15 protein-coding genes are annotated in these 15,986 nt (G+C 64.9%); 6 read left to right on the top strand and 9 right to left on the bottom strand.

Annotated elements, in window-relative coordinates:
• Window positions 1-4: 4 nt before the first annotated feature.
• The 3 genes from G6R19_RS16420 to G6R19_RS16410 are packed head-to-tail and all read left to right on the top strand — an operon-like array spanning window position 5 to window position 1,621.
• On the top strand, window positions 5-160 hold the full coding sequence (locus tag G6R19_RS16420; protein ID WP_003797879.1) for a DUF4177 domain-containing protein: 156 nt from the start codon (window positions 5-7) through the stop codon (window positions 158-160).
• 1 nt (window position 161) lies between these two features.
• A complete protein-coding gene (locus G6R19_RS16415) occupies window positions 162-695 on the top strand; it encodes a RidA family protein (RefSeq protein ID WP_163166892.1) in 534 nt (177 codons plus the stop codon).
• 14 nt (window positions 696-709) lie between these two features.
• Window positions 710-1,621, top strand: a complete 912-nt coding sequence (locus tag G6R19_RS16410; protein WP_163166890.1) for an NUDIX hydrolase — start codon at window positions 710-712, stop codon at window positions 1,619-1,621.
• Here G6R19_RS16410 and G6R19_RS16405 read toward each other — a convergent pair.
• Together G6R19_RS16405 and G6R19_RS16400 are read right to left on the bottom strand one after the other, a co-directional pair.
• Entirely contained in the window at window positions 1,618-1,800 is a 183-nt protein-coding gene (locus tag G6R19_RS16405) for a hypothetical protein (protein ID WP_240341920.1), read from the bottom strand. The two genes, G6R19_RS16410 and G6R19_RS16405, sit on opposite strands and share 4 nt — an antisense overlap.
• A gap of 243 nt (window positions 1,801-2,043) precedes the next feature.
• The gene (locus tag G6R19_RS16400) at window positions 2,044-2,721 is read right to left on the bottom strand and encodes a Crp/Fnr family transcriptional regulator (RefSeq protein ID WP_009359192.1); all 678 of its coding nucleotides are present in this window, start codon (window positions 2,719-2,721) and stop codon (window positions 2,044-2,046) included.
• A gap of 184 nt (window positions 2,722-2,905) precedes the next feature.
• Between G6R19_RS16400 and G6R19_RS16395 the strand changes: the two genes are divergently transcribed.
• Window positions 2,906-4,090 carry a MarP family serine protease gene (locus G6R19_RS16395; RefSeq protein WP_163166886.1) on the top strand — a complete coding sequence of 395 codons (1,185 nt, stop codon included), beginning with the start codon at window positions 2,906-2,908 and terminating at the stop codon, window positions 4,088-4,090.
• 49 nt (window positions 4,091-4,139) lie between these two features.
• On the opposite strand, the gene aroQ is transcribed toward G6R19_RS16395, so the two are convergent.
• The 5 genes from aroQ to G6R19_RS16370 form a co-directional block, all read right to left on the bottom strand.
• Window positions 4,140-4,598, bottom strand: a complete 459-nt coding sequence (gene aroQ, locus G6R19_RS16390) for a type II 3-dehydroquinate dehydratase (RefSeq protein ID WP_163166884.1) — start codon at window positions 4,596-4,598, stop codon at window positions 4,140-4,142.
• Window positions 4,599-4,733: 135 nt separating this feature from the next.
• Window positions 4,734-6,914: an alpha-galactosidase gene (locus G6R19_RS16385; RefSeq protein WP_163166882.1), complete on the bottom strand. Its 2,181-nt coding sequence runs from the start codon at window positions 6,912-6,914 to the stop codon at window positions 4,734-4,736.
• 154 nt (window positions 6,915-7,068) lie between these two features.
• Entirely contained in the window at window positions 7,069-8,406 is a 1,338-nt protein-coding gene (locus G6R19_RS16380) for a sugar ABC transporter substrate-binding protein (protein ID WP_163166880.1), read from the bottom strand.
• 60 nt (window positions 8,407-8,466) lie between these two features.
• Complete coding sequence (locus tag G6R19_RS16375) at window positions 8,467-9,393, bottom strand: carbohydrate ABC transporter permease (RefSeq protein ID WP_163166878.1); 927 nt, start codon at window positions 9,391-9,393, stop codon at window positions 8,467-8,469.
• 9 nt (window positions 9,394-9,402) lie between these two features.
• Window positions 9,403-10,347: a sugar ABC transporter permease gene (locus G6R19_RS16370; RefSeq protein ID WP_163166876.1), complete on the bottom strand. Its 945-nt coding sequence runs from the start codon at window positions 10,345-10,347 to the stop codon at window positions 9,403-9,405.
• A 212-nt stretch (window positions 10,348-10,559) separates the two neighbouring features.
• Here G6R19_RS16370 and G6R19_RS16365 point away from each other — a divergent pair, with 212 nt between their 5' ends.
• Together G6R19_RS16365 and G6R19_RS16360 are read left to right on the top strand one after the other, a co-directional pair.
• Complete coding sequence (locus G6R19_RS16365; RefSeq protein ID WP_163166874.1) at window positions 10,560-11,765, top strand: Gfo/Idh/MocA family oxidoreductase; 1,206 nt, start codon at window positions 10,560-10,562, stop codon at window positions 11,763-11,765.
• A 10-nt stretch (window positions 11,766-11,775) separates the two neighbouring features.
• Complete coding sequence (locus tag G6R19_RS16360; RefSeq protein WP_163166872.1) at window positions 11,776-12,798, top strand: LacI family DNA-binding transcriptional regulator; 1,023 nt, start codon at window positions 11,776-11,778, stop codon at window positions 12,796-12,798.
• 38 nt (window positions 12,799-12,836) lie between these two features.
• Here G6R19_RS16360 and G6R19_RS16355 read toward each other — a convergent pair whose 3' ends face one another.
• Together G6R19_RS16355 and acs are read right to left on the bottom strand one after the other, a co-directional pair.
• Complete coding sequence (locus G6R19_RS16355) at window positions 12,837-13,628, bottom strand: DeoR/GlpR family DNA-binding transcription regulator (RefSeq protein ID WP_163166870.1); 792 nt, start codon at window positions 13,626-13,628, stop codon at window positions 12,837-12,839.
• Window positions 13,629-13,771: 143 nt separating this feature from the next.
• Window positions 13,772-15,781 (bottom strand): acetate--CoA ligase, encoded by a 2,010-nt coding sequence (gene acs, locus G6R19_RS16350; RefSeq protein ID WP_163166941.1) that lies wholly within the window; start codon window positions 15,779-15,781, stop codon window positions 13,772-13,774.
• Between the last annotated feature and the right edge of the window lie 205 nt (window positions 15,782-15,986).

Below are 15,986 nucleotides of genomic sequence, written 5' to 3'. Positions count from 1 at the left end.
TCTCATGACCAAATGGGAGTACGCCACGATTCCGCTCATTATTCACGCCACAAAGCAGATTTTGGACCAGTGGGGAGACGACGGCTGGGAGCTCGTCCAGGTAGTCCCCGGACCCGACGGAAACGGCCTGGTTGCCTACCTGAAGCGGGAGAAGCAGTAGCATGAGCGCCTCCGCAGAAGCCCCGTCCGGCACCGCTGCCGCACCCATCTCAGCTGTTGAGCAGCGCCTTGCCGAGTTGGGAATCTCACTTCCTGAGGTTGCCGCGCCGGTCGCCTCCTACGTCCCGGCAGTGATTTCCGGCAACCACGTGTACACCTCCGGCCAGCTGCCTTTCGTCAACGGCAAGCTCGAAGCCACGGGAAAGGTTTCCGTCGGCACCGAAGGCTTTGCGGATGAGCCCACGGTTTCCCCTGAGGACGCACAGCGGTTCGCCGCGATCTGCGCCGTCAACGCCCTGGCCGCCGTCAAGAGCGTCATCGGAGACCTGGACCGGATCACGCGCATCGTCAAGGTTGTGGGTTTCGTCTCATCCGACCCCTCCTTTACGGGACAGCCCGGCGTGATCAACGGTGCGTCGGAACTGCTGGGCCGCGTACTGGGTGACGCTGGCCAGCACGCACGTTCCGCCGTCGGGGTTTCTGTACTGCCGCTCGACTCTCCGGTAGAGGTCGAACTGATCGCCGAATTCAGCTAGGACCGGTCCTTCCTTTGCCTCAGCTCGCCCGACGCCTGTTTGCACTTCCCCAGGATCTTGAAGGGGCAGCGCAGAGCTGGCTCGAACACGGCGAACGGACCCCGCGGGCCGCGCGCCTCGCTTCATCCGTTGTCCTGCTGCGTGATTCCCCCACCGGCCTGGAAACCTGGCTGGCCTACCGGCCCGGTTCCTCGCCGCTGGGGGTCCTCGCGTTCCCCGGCGGTTCCCTGGACGCGGCCGACGACGATCCGGTCGGCTGGCTGGGCCCCTCGCCCCAGCATTGGGCTGAGCAGATGGGAACGGACGACGTCGGGCTGGCGCGGCGCCACGTGGTGGGCGCCATCCGGGAACTTTTTGAGGAAACCGGCGTGCTGCTTGCCGGCGCCGACATGGCGAGTACCGTCGAGGCCACGTCCACGCCGGAATTCATGCGCGCCCGCCTTGCCGTTGCCGAACAGGAAAAGACCTTCCCGGAGGTTCTGGCCAAGCGCGGGCTGTCTGTCCGGACCGACCTGCTGAAGTCCCTCGTGAACTGGCGCAGCCCCGACTTCGCCCACCGCAGGTTCGATACCCGCTACTTCGCCGCCACCGTGCCCCTGAACCAGCAGCCCACACTGCTGGAAGGCAAGGGTGTGTGGGGCAGGTGGGTGAACGCTGCCGATCTCATCGCCAAACGTGACACCACAGCCCTCGGCGACGAGGTGGGCCAGGAAAACACCGTGGGCCGCACCCTCGGCGAGCTCCTGGTGCCCGGGTCCGAGATCATGCTCGAAAAGATGGCGGCTGCCAACGGCTGCATTGCGTACCTCAGCTATAAACGCAAAGCGCATGTGTACCAGCCGCGGCTTGTGGAAGAAGAGGGCAGGCTGCTGCTCGAAGTGGAAGCTGCGAAAACCGTCGCGGGGGACCCCCAGCGCGAACGCTAAATTCGGCGGAGCGTGGAGTACGGGCGGCTCGGAAGATTCCCTGCAGTCCAAGGCCGAACAGGCGGTTCCAGGGGAATCTGGCCCCGGCCGTCCTTGATCACCAGGACCACCGTGCCGATCACCGCGGCAAGGGAAGCCAAGCCCAACAGGATCAAAACAACAGCCATAGCCACGGACATCGCCAAGCACCTCTAGGCCTAATTTTACCGCGGTTCAGGCCCGGGGAGCCGTGGTTGATTTCGCTGCACGGCTGCCCACGCAGGTCCCAACGCTCTCTCACTTTCCGCGTGTTCTGCGCGGACGCTCTCTCACTTTCCGCGGGTTTTTGGCCAACGCTCTCTCACTTTCCGCGGGTTTTGAGCCGACGCTCTCTCACTAAACGCAAAAGGCCGCCCCTTGGGGCGGCCTTTGTGCTGCTGGTACTAGCGGGAGCGCTGGCGGAGGCGCTGCATGTCCAGGATGACGACGGCGCGGGCTTCGAGGCGCAGCCAGCCGCGCTGGACGAATTCGGCCAGGGCCTTGTTGACGGTCTCGCGGGAAGCCCCAACGAGCTGGGCCAGTTCTTCCTGGGTGAGCTCATGGGCCACCAGGACGCCGTCGGTAGCGGGGCGGCCGAAGCGGTCCGCGAGGTCCAGGAGGGCCTTGGCGACGCGGCCGGGAACGTCGGAGAACACCAGGTCAGACAGGGAATCGTTGGTGCGGCGCAGCCGGCGGGCGAGAGCCTGCAGGAGCTGTGCGGAAACCTCGGGGCGGGTGCGCAGCAGGTTGTTCAGGCTTTCGTTCTTCAACCCCGCCAGGCGGGTTTCGGAGACCGCGGTTGCCGTGGCCGTGCGCGGGCTGGGATCAAACAGGGCCATCTCACCGAAGAGTTCACCCGGGCCGAGGATGGCAAGGAGGGACTCGCGTCCGTCGGGGGAGGTACGCCCAAGCTTCACCTTGCCGGAAACGATGAAGTAGAGCTGGTCGCCCTGGTCGCCCTCACGGAAAACCGAAGCACCGCGGGAAAGGTCCACCTCGGTCAGCTCGTCCGTCAGCAGACGGAATGCGTCGTCGTCGAGCGTGGCGAAAAGGGGTGCTCGGCGCAGTACCTCGATGTCCATAAAATCTCCTGAATAAAAGTGTCGGCTGTGGCGCTTGTGCCATTGTTTCAGAATTTTCAAGGTTCTGTGACGAACTTGGCAGCCAAAACGCCCGAGCGGCGGGTGCCGAGGGCGAAGGGAACCCACAGAAGATTGTCAGCGTACGCCACTAGAATGAGGTTTCAACTGTTGATAAGGAGCCTTAGTGGTCGGCTTGACTGTCCTGGACCTGGTCCTGATCCTGGCGCTGCTGTCCTACCTGATCTACGGTCTGCGCAACGGCTTCCTTGTAACAGTTGGCGGTATTGCCGGATTCGCTGCAGGAGCCGTGGCAGCCTTCTTCGCGGTCCCCCTTGTGAGCGGCTTCGTTGAGGACTCCGGGTGGAGGCTCACCGCCATTGTGGCCGCCGCCGTCGCTCTCGTGGTTCTGGGGCACGGCCTCGGAACCATGATCGGCCGCCAAGTCCGCGGCGCGGTGCGGATTCGGCCCCTCCGGGCCGTTGACCGGCTGGTGGGCGGCGCCGTCAACGTGGTGGTCTCCGCGCTGGTGATGTCCATGCTGGCCTTCAGTGTCAGCTCCCTTGGCGTGCCCTTCGTTTCCCAGCAGCTGGCCGACTCCAGGGTTATCCGTTTCATCGACGGCCTGACGCCGGACCCGTTAAAAGCCACCATGGCCCAGTTGCGCTCAACAGTCATCGGCAACGGCATTCCCACTTTGATTGAGGGCCTGGACCAGGGCCCGACAGTGCCTGTGCCGAACGCCAGTACCGACACCCCGGCCCTGAACAGGGCGGCACAATCAGTCCTGAGAATTGCCGGCACGGCATACCAGTGCGGCCAGAACCAGACCGGTACCGGCTTCGTTGTTTCCGAAGACAGGGTGGTAACGAATGCGCACGTAGTGGCGGGCGTGTCGCAGCCCGTCGTGGAGATGCACGACGGCGGCGCGATGCCCGGCCGGGTGGTCTACTTTGATACCCGGCGCGATCTCGCGGTGCTGGCGGTCGATGACCTGCCTGCCCAGCCGCTGGCGCTGAGCGCGGACCTGCCCAGTGGCAGCCCGGCCGCGTTCGCGGGTTACCCGCATGGCGGCCCCTTCCAGTCCCGGCCCGCCACCGTCCAGGACATCACCACGGTGCTGGTGCCGGACATCTACGGCAGCAACCCCTCGCCGGAAGAGATCTACCGGCTTGCTGGAAACGTCCAGCCGGGCAACTCCGGCGGACCCCTGCTGACCACCGACGGCCAGGTGGCGGGAGTGATCTTCGCCAAGGCGACGTCGGACGCAGAGATGGGATTCGCCATCACCATGGACTACCTCAACCCGGTCGCAGCGCAGGCGCCGTCGTTGAATGCCCCCGTTTCCTCGGGGCAGTGCATCCAGAAGTAGCAGCCCCTCCAGAAGCAGCAGCGCCTCCGGAACGGGCCGCAGCGGAAACCTAGAGGACCTCAGCCAGGTAGTCGATGGCCAGTTTGTAACCGAATACGCCTGCGCCCACGATCACCGCGGAGCACACCGGCGACAGGAACGAGTGATGCCTGAATTCTTCGCGCTGGTGCACATTGGTGATGTGTACCTCAACCGCCGGCAGCTGCACGGCGGCAAGGGCATCCCGCAGCGCAACGGACGTGTGCGTGAACGCGCCGGCGTTGAGGACAATGCCGACGGCGTTTCCACGGGCGGCGTGGATCGTGTCCAGCAGGACGCCCTCGTGGTTTGACTGAACAGACTCGGTCACGAACCCGTGCGCCTCGGCAGTCCGGGCGGCTAGTTCCTCCACGTCAGCCAGGGTGGACGTGCCGTACTTCTCGGGTTCGCGGGTGCCCAGCAGGTTCAGGTTGGGCCCGTTGATTACCAGGATGGTGCCACGGCTGGTTGATGAAGAGGGTTCGGTCATGCGTGCAAATCTATCGCCTGGGCGGGGCTGCCGCGCATTCTTACGGCTCCCGTCAGCGACGAAGACCGCCCCGGCGTTCCCCGCAGCTTAGAAGAACGGGGAACGCCGGGGCAGCCTTCATGTGGCCCGTGGGGACTACAGCGCCGTGAAACGAAGCAGCAGTGCGTGCTCGGGGTTGAGGATGGGCATGGGCACGCCCACCTCGGCGAGGAAACGGCCGTTCGCCACTGCCCCGTCGGCCAGCCAGGCCGGGGGCTGGACCTGCGTGAAGGTGTGCCCGTAGTCGCTGTCACCGGGAACCGGGGAGATGGCCTCCATCCGATAGGTCCGGTCCGGCTCAAGGCCGGGGATGGTGACCTTGCCGGGCTGCTCGGCGAAAGCGGTGCGTGTGCTGACCAGGGCGAACAGTGCCGCCGTCGTGCCTGTCTGGGGCGACTCTGGGGCGACCGCACCGTGCAGCATCAGTGACTCGTCCGGCACGTCAGCGCGGACCATCCGTCCGCTGTGGATGAGGTCCCGGTGTTCCTTGAACAGCGCGATGAACCGTTTGAGGTCCTCCCGCTCGGCACCGGCAACCTGCCGGACGTCCCACTCCATGCCGAAGTGCCCGAAGAGGGCCGTAATGGCACGGAAGGACAGGTCATGCGTGCGGGCTGTGGTGTGCGAGGTGGTGGGGCCGATGTGCCCGCCCACCAGCTCCGGCGGAACCACCAGCCCGGTCCAGCGCTGGATGCTCTGCCGCTCCAGGGCGTCGTTGCAGTCCGAGGCCCAGATCCGGTCCGTCCGTTCCAAAATTCCGAGGTCCACGCGGGCGCCGCCGGAGGAGCAGCTTTCAATTTCGACGCCGGGATGCGACTTCTTCAGCTCGTCAAACAGGCGGTAGGCGGCAAGGGTCTGCTCGTGCACGGACGAGCGTCCGGCGTGGCCATGCTCCAGGAGGTCCCGGTTCTGGTCCCATTTGAGGTAACTGATGTTGTTTTCGGTCAGGAGGGCATCAATGCGGTCATAGATGTACTGCCAGGCTTCGGGGTTGACCAGGTTGATGATGTGCTGGTTCCGCCACTCCAGCGGCAGGCGCCCGCCGTCCTTGTGGGAGAGGGCTGCCGGGCCCACGATCCACTCGGGGTGCGCACGTGCAACGTCGGAATCGAGGTTGACCATTTCGGGCTCCACCCACAGGCCGAATTCCATGCCCCGCAACGTAACGGCGTCGATCAGTGGAGTCAGACCGTTGGGCCACAGGGACTCGTCCACGTACCAGTCGCCCAGGCCGGCGTGGTCGTCGCGGCGCCCGCGGAACCAGCCGTCGTCGAGGACAAAGCGTTCGACGCCGAGCTCCGCGGCTGAGTCTGCGAGCTCGATCAGCGTGGACAGGTTGTGGTCGAAGTAGACGGCTTCCCAGGTGTTCAGCACCACCGGGCGCGGCTTGCCGCCGCCGGCAGAGGGGAGGACGTGGTGGGGGCGGGACCGGAACCAGCTGTAGAAGGCTTCGCTGATGCCGTCCAGGCCGCGGTCGGAGTAGGCGGCAAACAGGGAGGGCGTGGTGTACGTGCCCTGCGGTTCGAGGATGACCTCGGCCGGTCCCAGGAGTTCCGATCCGCCGATCATGGTGCGGCCGTCGCCAAGGGTGTCGGTGAACTGCTCGTGGTTTCCACTCCACGCCAGGTGGGTGGCCCAGACTTTGCCGTGGCGGTTGCCGAAGCCGGCAGTGCCGGCGGCCAGCAGGAGGGACGAATCGTGCCCGGTGCGCCCGTGGCGGCCGGTCCGCACCCAGGTGCCCTGCTGGATGGCCCGGCGCTGCGGGTGGTTTTCCCGGCACCAGCGGCCCGTCAGGTCAAGGAGTTCGACGGCGTCCGGGGCCACCGGGAGGACCGTCGCCAGTTCGTCCAGCTGGTAAGGGGTGGTGCCGTCATTGGTGACGGTGTGCCGCAGCTCCAGCAGGCCGCCGTCGTGCAGTGCCAGGGTCGATTCGACGGAGAGCCCGGCCTCCGGATCAGCCTGGCTGATGACGGCCGTGTTGCCCTCGGTGCGCGCTGCCACCGCCCGTAGACGAGGGGAGAAGTCGAGTCCGGAGACGCCGTCGGCAATGCGGTGGCCGCGGAGGCCCGGACGGCCGCGCCAGCTGGAGGACGCCTGCGGCAGCAGGCCGGCGGGGACGGTGACGTCAATGGCGGAGTGGGGGACCGGCTCGCCCAGGATGGCAAGGTCCGGCAGGGTGCTGCCAAGATCCGCGCCCCAGTGGATGATCTCGGCCTCCCCGCTGTCGAAACTGATCACCAGGCTGGTGCCGGCGGAACGGAGGTGGAGGGGGTCCATAGGATCTCTTTCGGTGCTCAAGGGGTGCGTCCGGTGACGCGGAACGGGTAGCTCAGAGGGAAGGGTTGGCCGGATGCCGCCGCCGCGAGGAGGAGACGGCGGCATCCAGTGCGGTGGCTGCGACCACATACGCAGCCACGCTGTGGGGCAAGGCCTACTTGAAGAGGGCGTTGACCTGTTCGTTGGCCTGGGTTAGGGAGCTGGCGGGTGCCTTGCCGGAGACGACGGCGTCCATGGCCGGCTCCATGATGCCCTTGACCTTGGCGGTGTTGTCCGTGATGGGGTAGAGGAACGTGGTCTTGTTCTTGACGTGCTCGGTGAACGCGGTGACGTCCACACCCTTGGCCTTGAAGGCTTCCGCGGCCTTGTCCGAGGACGTCTTGAGGGCGGGGAAGACTACTGCCTTGGAAGCTACGACGTCCTGGCAGCCAGCCGAGGCGAGGTACTCCACCCACTTGATGGCTGCGTCCTTCTTCTCGGTGCCGGCCCAGATGGAATCAGCCAGGCCGTTGAACATTGACGCGCGTTCGCCTTCCGGGCCCACCGGGGTGGGGGCGATGCCGACTTCGATGCCCTTATAGCCGGTGTACTGGCCGATCATCCAGGAGCCGTGGGCGTTGATGGCGGACTTGCCGGCCGCGAAGGTGTCCGCCATGGCCGCACCAACGGTGGTCTCCAGCTTGGGCATGTAACCCTTGTCAGCAAGCCCGGCGAACCAGTCCATGCTCGCCTGGAATTTGGGGTCGTCGTAGTTGTACTGGGTGCCCCACGGGTTCTTGTCCGTGTGGGACCAGCCGGTGGTGTTGGTGAGGTAGCTCCATTCGGTCTGGCCGGAGGAGTCGCCGCCGCCGTTCAGGCCCAGGCCGTAGACCTCAACGTTGTTCTTGTCGAAGCCGGGCTCGTCGCCGCGCTTGCCGCTCTTGTCCACGGTGAGGTGCGCGATGACCTTTTCGTAGCTGCCGCCGTCCTGCGGGTTCCAGGTCAGATCCTTCATCTGGTCCTCGGTGATGCCGGCACCGGCGAGCATCGCCTTGTTGTAGAACAGGCCAATGGTGTCCCAGTCCTTGGGCAGTCCGTAGCGCTTGCCGTCCTGGCCCACCCAGAGATCGGCCAGGCCCTCGTTGTAGCCGGCCAGGTCCACATTGTCCTTTTCGACAGCGTCGTCGATGGGCAGCAGTTGCTTGTTTTCCGCCAGTTCGCCGTAGCGTCCGAGGTGGTTGGTGAAGACGTCGGGGGCGGTGCCGCCGACGAAACCGTTGGTGAGGGTGCTCCAGTAGTCGTCCCAGCCGCGCTGTGTGATCTTGACCGTGATATCCGGATTGGCCTTTGTGAAATCTTCAGCGCACTGCTGGTAGGCGGGGAGCTGGTTGGCGTCCCAGAGCCAGTAGCTGATTTCGCCCTTGGCGGCTTCTTCGGAGGAGGATCCGCTGCAGGCGGACAGGGAGAGCGCGACGGCTGCGGCGACGGCAACGGCGCCGAGGGATTTCTTCATGGTTCTACTTTCCGTTCGGGAATGGGATGGGGAGTACAGGGGTAATGAGGGGCGGGGTGCTTATTTGATGCCGGAGAAGCCGATGGAGTTGACGATCTTCTTGCCGAAGGCGGCGAAGAGGATCAGTACCGGCAGGGCCGAGATGAGGGTTGCGGCCATCAGGCCGGACCAGTCCGGTGCTCCCTGCGGGGACTGTGACTTGAAGACGCCCAGCCCCACCTGGAGTACGCGGACGTCGTCCTGGGAACCGACCAGCAGGGGCCAGAAGTATTCGTTCCACTGGCCGATGAAGGTGAGCAGTGCGAGCGTGGCGAGGGGGGCTGCGGCGTTGGGGAGGATGATCTGGAAGAAGATGCGCAGGTGCTTGGCGCCGTCGAGCATGGCTGCCTCTTCGACCTCGCGGGACATGTTCAGGAAGAACTGGCGCAGGAAGAAGATGGCGAACGGGGTCATAAACACGTACGGCAGGACCATGCCGAGCATCGTGTTGAGCAGGTCCAGGTTCTTGATCAGCAGGAAGTTGGGCAGGGCCGTGAAGATCGGCGGGACCAGCATGGTGCCCAGGAACAGGCTGAAGACTACGTTGCGGCCCTTCCAGCGAAGGCGGGCAAAGGCATAGGCAGCCATCGCGCTGAAGAACACGGCCCCAGCAGTGGTAATCGAGGAGAAAATAATGGAGTTCCGCAGGTAGAGCCAGAAATCGATGGCGGCACCGGAGCCGCCTTCTGCGACGGCGTCGGCCGGGCTCTGCAGCCCGAACACCCGCATAAAGGCCCCAAAGGTGAATTCCGCGGGAAGCAGGCTTGTTGAATTCGAAGCCAGCGCCGAGTTCGTTGACAACGCCGTGCGCAGCACCCAGAGGAACGGGAGGACAGAGACCGCAATCGCGAGGACCAGGAGGGCCCAGGCACCTGCGCGGCGGGGGTTGAAGGGACGACGACGGCGGGTTGCGGCCGGCAGCGGTGCGCGGCTGGTGGTGGTGGTCATGCGGGGCTCCTAGTCCAGGTCCGACTCGTTGCCCTTGAGGAACTTCATCTGGATGAAGGCCACCAGGGCGAGGATGAGGAAGAGAATGACGGCGATGGCAGATCCGTAGCCGAAGTCCGACTCGGTGAAGGCACGCTGGTAGATGTAGTACTGGATGACGCGGGTGGCGTTAACCGGCCCGCCGCCCGTGGTGACTGAAACGGTGTCAAAGACCTGGAATGAGCCGATGACCGTGACCACAAGGACGAGGACCAGCACCGGCCGCAGCAGTGGAATTGTGATCTTGCGGAAGGTCTGGAACGGCGAAGCACCGTCAAGTTTGGCTACTTCGTAGAGGTGGCCGGGGATGGCCTGCATGCCGGCGAAGATGAGCAACGCGGTGTAGCCCATGTGGCGCCAGGTGTTGATCAGGGCCTGGGTGGGGATGGCCCACTCCTCACTTCCGAAGAACGCGACGCGGGGGAGGCCGGCCCATTCGATGAACTGGTTCACCACGCCGATCTGGTAGTCGAGCATCCAGAACCAGAGCAGTGCTGCGATGACGTTTGACATCATCCAGGGCAGCAGGAGGGCGCCGCGGATAAGGGTGGACTTCGCCACCTTGTGCATCAGCAGGGCCAGGCCCAGGGCCAAGGCAGTCTGGACGATGATGTTGATGAAGACGTACTGCCCGGTGACAGCCAGGGAATTCCAAAACAGCGGGTCCTTGGCGATCGCCGTGTAGTTGTCCAGGCCGATCCATTCCGGTTCACCGAGGATGCTGTACTCCGTGAAGCTGAGGTAGAGACCCCGGATGGTCGGCACGACGTAGAAAACAATGAACCCGATCATTGCCGGGGCAATGAAAAGCAGTGCGATCTTAAGGTCTCCGAAACGGCGGTGGCTGCCCTGCGGCTTCGGGGAGGACGCCGAAGCGGGCGAAGCGGATCTCGAGTGTTTGGCAAGGGTGGTCATCTTCGACCCTTTCCTGACTGTGATGGGGGTAACAACTGGAAAAGAATCTACACGAGTAGAAAGGGGGTGGCAAGAACTTTTTCTTTATACCCTGCGACTACTGTCATCCATTCGATTGCGCTGTTGACTCGAGTAGATTGTCCTGCCACACTGGCGTCTTGAGGGACAGCGCTTGCCCGGCGCCCCTCCTTACCTCCACGGAAAGGCAGACAATGACGTTCTCAATCGGTGTAGTAGGCGCCGGCCAATTCGGCAGCCAGTTCGCCCACCTCTTCAATCTGCACCCAGGTGTTGGCGCCGTGCATGTGGTGGACGACGTGCCGGAACGCGCCACGGAGACAGTGGACCGCTATCACCTGGCCGGGTCAAAGGCGAGCTTTGAGGACCTGCTTGCCTCCGACGTCGACGCCGTGGCCATCTTCACTCAGCGATGGACCCACGGGCCCCTGGTGGAGCAGGCGCTGCGGGCCGGAAAGCACGTCTACTCGGCCGTTCCCATGGCAATCTCCGAGGAGGAAATTGCCCGCATCATCGAAGCTGTCCGGGACACCGGCCTGGTGTACATGATGGGGGAGACCAGTTATTACAACCCCGCCACGGTATATGCGCGAAAGCAGCATGCCGACGGAAAGTTCGGCAGGATCTTCTATACCGAGGGCGATTACGTCCACGACATGGACCTGGGTTTCTACGAGGCGTACCAGTACAGCGGAGGTGACCGCTGGAAGGAAACCGCCAGCTACCCGCCCATGTTGTATCCCACCCATGCCGTGGGCGGAGTCCTGGGTGCGTTTCCCGCCCATGCTGTCAGCGTCAGCTGCGTCGGGGTCAAGGATGACCGCAATGACGGTGTCTTCGACAGGGACGTCAGCATGTTTGGCAACGACTTCTCCAACGCCACGGCATTGTTTGAACTGAACGACGGCGGCGTGATGCGCACCAACGAAATGCGCCGTGTGGGCTACCCCTCACACATCCGCGAATCCCGGTTCCGGTTCTTCGGAACCGAGGGAAGCTTCGAACAGCTGGCGAAAGTCGCCGTCTGGCAGGACAAGGTGAACGTCCACGACATTTCGGAGCAGCTGGAAACCCATCCCAGCATGCCCTTGGACGACCCTTCCCTGGCCAATGTGGCAGCTGAACTAAGGGACGCCTTCGTTTCCGGCCTGGCCCCGGTTCATGATCCCGAGCGGCTTCCGGAGGAGTTCCGCGGCGCACCGAACGGCCATGAAGGAAGCCACCACTTCCTCGTGGACGACTTCGTGACCGCCGTCAACAACGGCACTCTTCCTCCCGTAAACGCCTGGGTGGCCGCCCGCTTTACCCTCCCGGGGATCGTGGCCCACCAGTCTGCCCTCCAAGGCGGCGCACGGCTTCCCATCCGTGACTTCGGCGATGCGCCGGGTACCTGTACCTAACATGGACAGCATGACTACTCCGGCCGTGCAGGCTGCCCGAGGCGGCCCGGTGACCCGCAAGGACGTGGCGAGATACGCAGGCGTCAGCACCGCCGTCGTCAGCTACGTTGTTAACGGCGGGCCCAAGAAGGTGGCACCGGCCACTGAAGCCAAGGTCCAGGACGCCATCCGCGTCCTGGGCTACCGCCCCAACGCGGCGGCACGCGCGCTGAAGCTGGGCTCCAGTGAGACGCTGGGGCTCGTGGTGCCGGATATCTCCAACCCCTTCTTTTCGCTGTTCTCCCACGCCGTGGAGGATGCTGCGGCAGCCCTGGGGTACGCCCTGGTGCTCAGCAACTCCGACGGAAACCTGGCGAAGGAGCGGCGTAACATCCGTAACCTTGCCGCCCGGCAGGTGGACGGCGTGCTGCTGGCCAGTGTCCTTTTTGAACCCGACCTGGAGGTCCTGGAAACGGCAGACATCCCTTCGGTCCTGCTGAACCAGGAACGGGATGCGCCCGGCTTCAACAGCATTGGCGTGGATCTGGCAGCCGGCGCCCGGATCGCCGTGGAGCACCTGATTGGCCATGGACACAAAAACATCGGCCTCGCCATGGGTACCAACGTTTCGGGCACCACCGACGGCCGGGAGGTGGGCTGGCGGGAAGCCTTGCAGGAAGCCGGCTTGCCGGAGGGGCCGATTGTCTACAGCGCATTTACCCGGCCCGGCGGTTATGTTGCCGGCCAGCGGCTGCTGGCGTCGGTGAACCGGCCCACAGCAATTTTCGCCACCTCAGATATGCAGGCAATCGGCCTTCTGCGGGCGGTCCATGAAGCAGGATTGGACGTTCCGCGGGATATTGCCGTGGCATCCTTTGACGGTTCCGCCGAGTCCGAATACTCATGGCCTCCGCTGACCACGGTGGAACAGCCGGTTGCCGTGATGGCGGAAGCAGCGGTAGCGGCGCTGGTGGGAGCCAGCCGTGGGGAGAAACCCCGGCACCGGATTTTCGACACTACCCTGCATGTCAGGCAATCCTGCGGCTGCACGTAGCGGCTGCTACTGAACGGGCGTGCTACTGAAGGGGCGTGCTACCGGAGGGCGGCCAGCCGCAGCCGGCCCACCCGCTCCTGGAGGATGCGCTGCGCCTCGGCACCAAGGCCGGGATCGCTGATGACCTCGTCCACTTCCTCCAGCGAGGCGATGGAACTGATGCCCAGCAGTCCCCATTTGGTGTGGTCGGCCAGCACTACGGTCTTCCGTGCGGCTGCCACGAAGGCGCGGTCCGTCTCGGCTTCCAGCAGGTTCGGTGTGGTGAACCCGGCTGCGGCATCCATGCCGTGAACGCCGAGGAACAGCACGTCCAGGTGCAGTTGCTTCAGCGCGGCTGTGGCGATGGGGCCCACCAAGGCGTCCGACGGCGTGCGCTCGCCGCCGATCAGGATCACCGTGGAGGCGAAGCGGGCGGAACCGGCGGACGCGCCGTGATGGAACAGGTCGGCGATGCGCACCGAGTTGGTGACAACAGTGATCCGGGGCCCGTTCGTGAGTTCCTTGGCCAACGCCCAGGTGGTGGTTCCCGCACTGAGGCCCACGGCCATGCCTTCCTGCACCAGCCCGGCAGCCTCCACTGCAATGGCCCGTTTCTCGTCCGTCAGCTGGGTGGACTTGAGGTCGAAGCCGGGCTCATGGGTACTGGTGTCGCCCGGAATCTTGGCGCCGCCGTGGATACGCTCGAGGCGGCCGCCTTCCTCCAACACTTCAATGTCGCGCCGCACTGTCATGAGGGACACCCCCAGCTGGTGGGCCAGATCCGAGACCCGGACAACCCGCTCCCGCTGAAGAGCGTCCAAAATAGCCTGGTGACGTGCGACGGCGAGCATCTGGGCGGTTCCTTCGGGCAGGGGGCGGGGCTGGGTCCAGTCTAGGGCGCACCACGACGAAGGAGTGGCAGTTATCCGGAAGCGTGCGTCAGAGGCGAGGAACGCGCCAGCACGCGGAGGATGACTGCCACTCCTGAGCCCACTTACTTCCTGAGTGAGGCCGCGATCTGCTGCATGATTGTCGGGTCCGAGAGGGTGGTGGCGTCGCCTGGGTCGCGGCCTTCTGCGACGTCCTTGAGCAGGCGGCGCATGATTTTGCCGGACCGGGTCTTGGGCAGTTCCGGGACCACCAGGATGGCCTTGGGCTTGGCGATGGGACCGATCTCCTTGCCAACGTGGTTGCGGAGTTCCTGGACGGTGTCATCGCCGGAATCCACCGCGTCGCCGCGGAGGATAACGAACGCGACGACGGCCTGACCGGTGGTCTCGTCCGCTGCACCCACGACGGCGGCTTCAGCCACGGCGGGGTGGGATACCAGGGCGGATTCGATTTCCGTGGTGGAGAGCCGGTGCCCGGAGACGTTCATGACGTCATCCACGCGGCCCAGGAGCCAGATGTCGCCGTCCTCGTCCTTCTTGGCGCCGTCCCCGGCGAAGTACATGTTTTCGAAGCGGGACCAGTAGGTGTCCTTGAACCGTTCCGGGTCGCCCCAGATGCCGCGCAGCATGGCCGGCCACGGTTCGCGGATCACCAGGAAGCCGCCGTGTCCGTCGGGCACGGATTCGCCCATCTCGTCCACCACATCCACGGCGATGCCGGGCAGCGGGACCTGCGCCGAGCCGGGCTTGGTTGCCGTGACTCCGGGCAGCGGGGCGATCATCTGCGCACCAGTTTCGGTCTGCCACCAGGTATCCACAATGGGCGTGCGGTCCCCGCCGATGACCTTCCGGTACCACATCCAGGCCTCGGGGTTGATGGGTTCGCCCACGGAACCGAGGACGCGGAGGGAGGACAGGTCGTACTTGTCCGGGATTTCCCTGCCCCACTTCATGAACGTCCGGATGGCTGTGGGGGCGGTGTAGAGGATGGAGACCTTGTACTTCTCCACGATCTCCCACCAGCGGCCCTGGTGCGGTGAATCCGGAGTGCCCTCGTACATCACTTGGGTGGCACCGTTGATGAGCGGGGCGTAGGCGACGTAGGAGTGGCCGGTGACCCAGCCGACGTCGGCCGTGCACCAGTACACATCGGTGTCGGGGTGCAGGTCGAATACTGCCTTGTGCGTGTAGGCGGTCTGGGTGAGGTATCCGCCGGTGGTGTGCAGGATGCCCTTGGGCCTGCCGGTGGTGCCGGAGGTGTAGAGGATGAACAGCGGGTGTTCGGAGTCGTGGCCCACCGCGGTGTGCTCGGTGGAGGCCGCCTCGACGGTGTCGGCCCACCAGTGGTCCCGGCCCTCGTGCCAGTCCACGTCCTGGCCGTTGCGCTTGACCACCACCACGTTTTGCACCGTGTGGCCGTCATTGGCAAGAGCCTCATCCACCGCAGTCTTCAAGGCGCTGGGCTTGCCGCGGCGGTAGGTGCCGTCCGCGGTCACCACGAGTTTGGCCTCGGCGTCCTCGATGCGGGAGCGCAGCGCGTCGGCGGAGAAGCCGCCGAACACCACGGAGTGCACGGCGCCGATGCGGGCGCAGGCGAGCAGCGTGATGACGGCTTCGGGAATCATCGGCAGGTACACGGCAACGCGGTCGCCCTTGACGACGCCGAGGGATTCGAAGGCGTTGGCTGCCTTCTTCACCTCTTCAGTCAGCTGGGCGTAGGTGTAGGTACGCGTGTCGCCGGGTTCGCCCTCGAAGTAGATGGCCACCCGGTCGCCGCGTCCGTTCTCAACATGCCGGTCCAGGGCGTTGTAGGCGGCGTTGACTTCCCCGCCCACGAACCACTTCGCGAACGGCGGGTTGGACCAGTCAAGCGCCTGGTCAAAGTCCTTGCTCCAGGTCAGCAACTCACGGGCCTGCCGGGCCCAGAACGCGGGACGGTCAGCGGCAGCTTCTTCATACTCCGCGGCGGTGACCACGGCGTCAGCAGCGAATTCGGGGGACGGTGGAAACGCCCTGGTTTCGTGCAGCAGGTTTTCAAAGGCATCGCCCTGCTGGCCGCCCTGCCCGAAGCCTGCGGGCGCGGTGGCGGTGGAGCTTGGAGTGTCCTGGGACATGTGAACCTCATCATTCATCGATCTTTGCTGCGCGGAGATTCGCTGCCGGCCGGGCTCCGCCGCCTGCACGACGTCGGGCACCGGCCGGTCACGGATCTTCCGCAAAGAGCTGTTCCGGAATCAAGACTAATGCGTGGGGGCAGCGGATGTGTGCGGTGTCACAGACCAGCCCGCGAACGGCATTTATTAAGCGATGAATGGTTCC

The organism is Arthrobacter sp. Alg241-R88 (assembly GCF_900537115.1).
Classification (GTDB): domain Bacteria; phylum Actinomycetota; class Actinomycetes; order Actinomycetales; family Micrococcaceae; genus Arthrobacter.
This window is presented reverse-complemented; position numbering and strand designations above follow the sequence as displayed.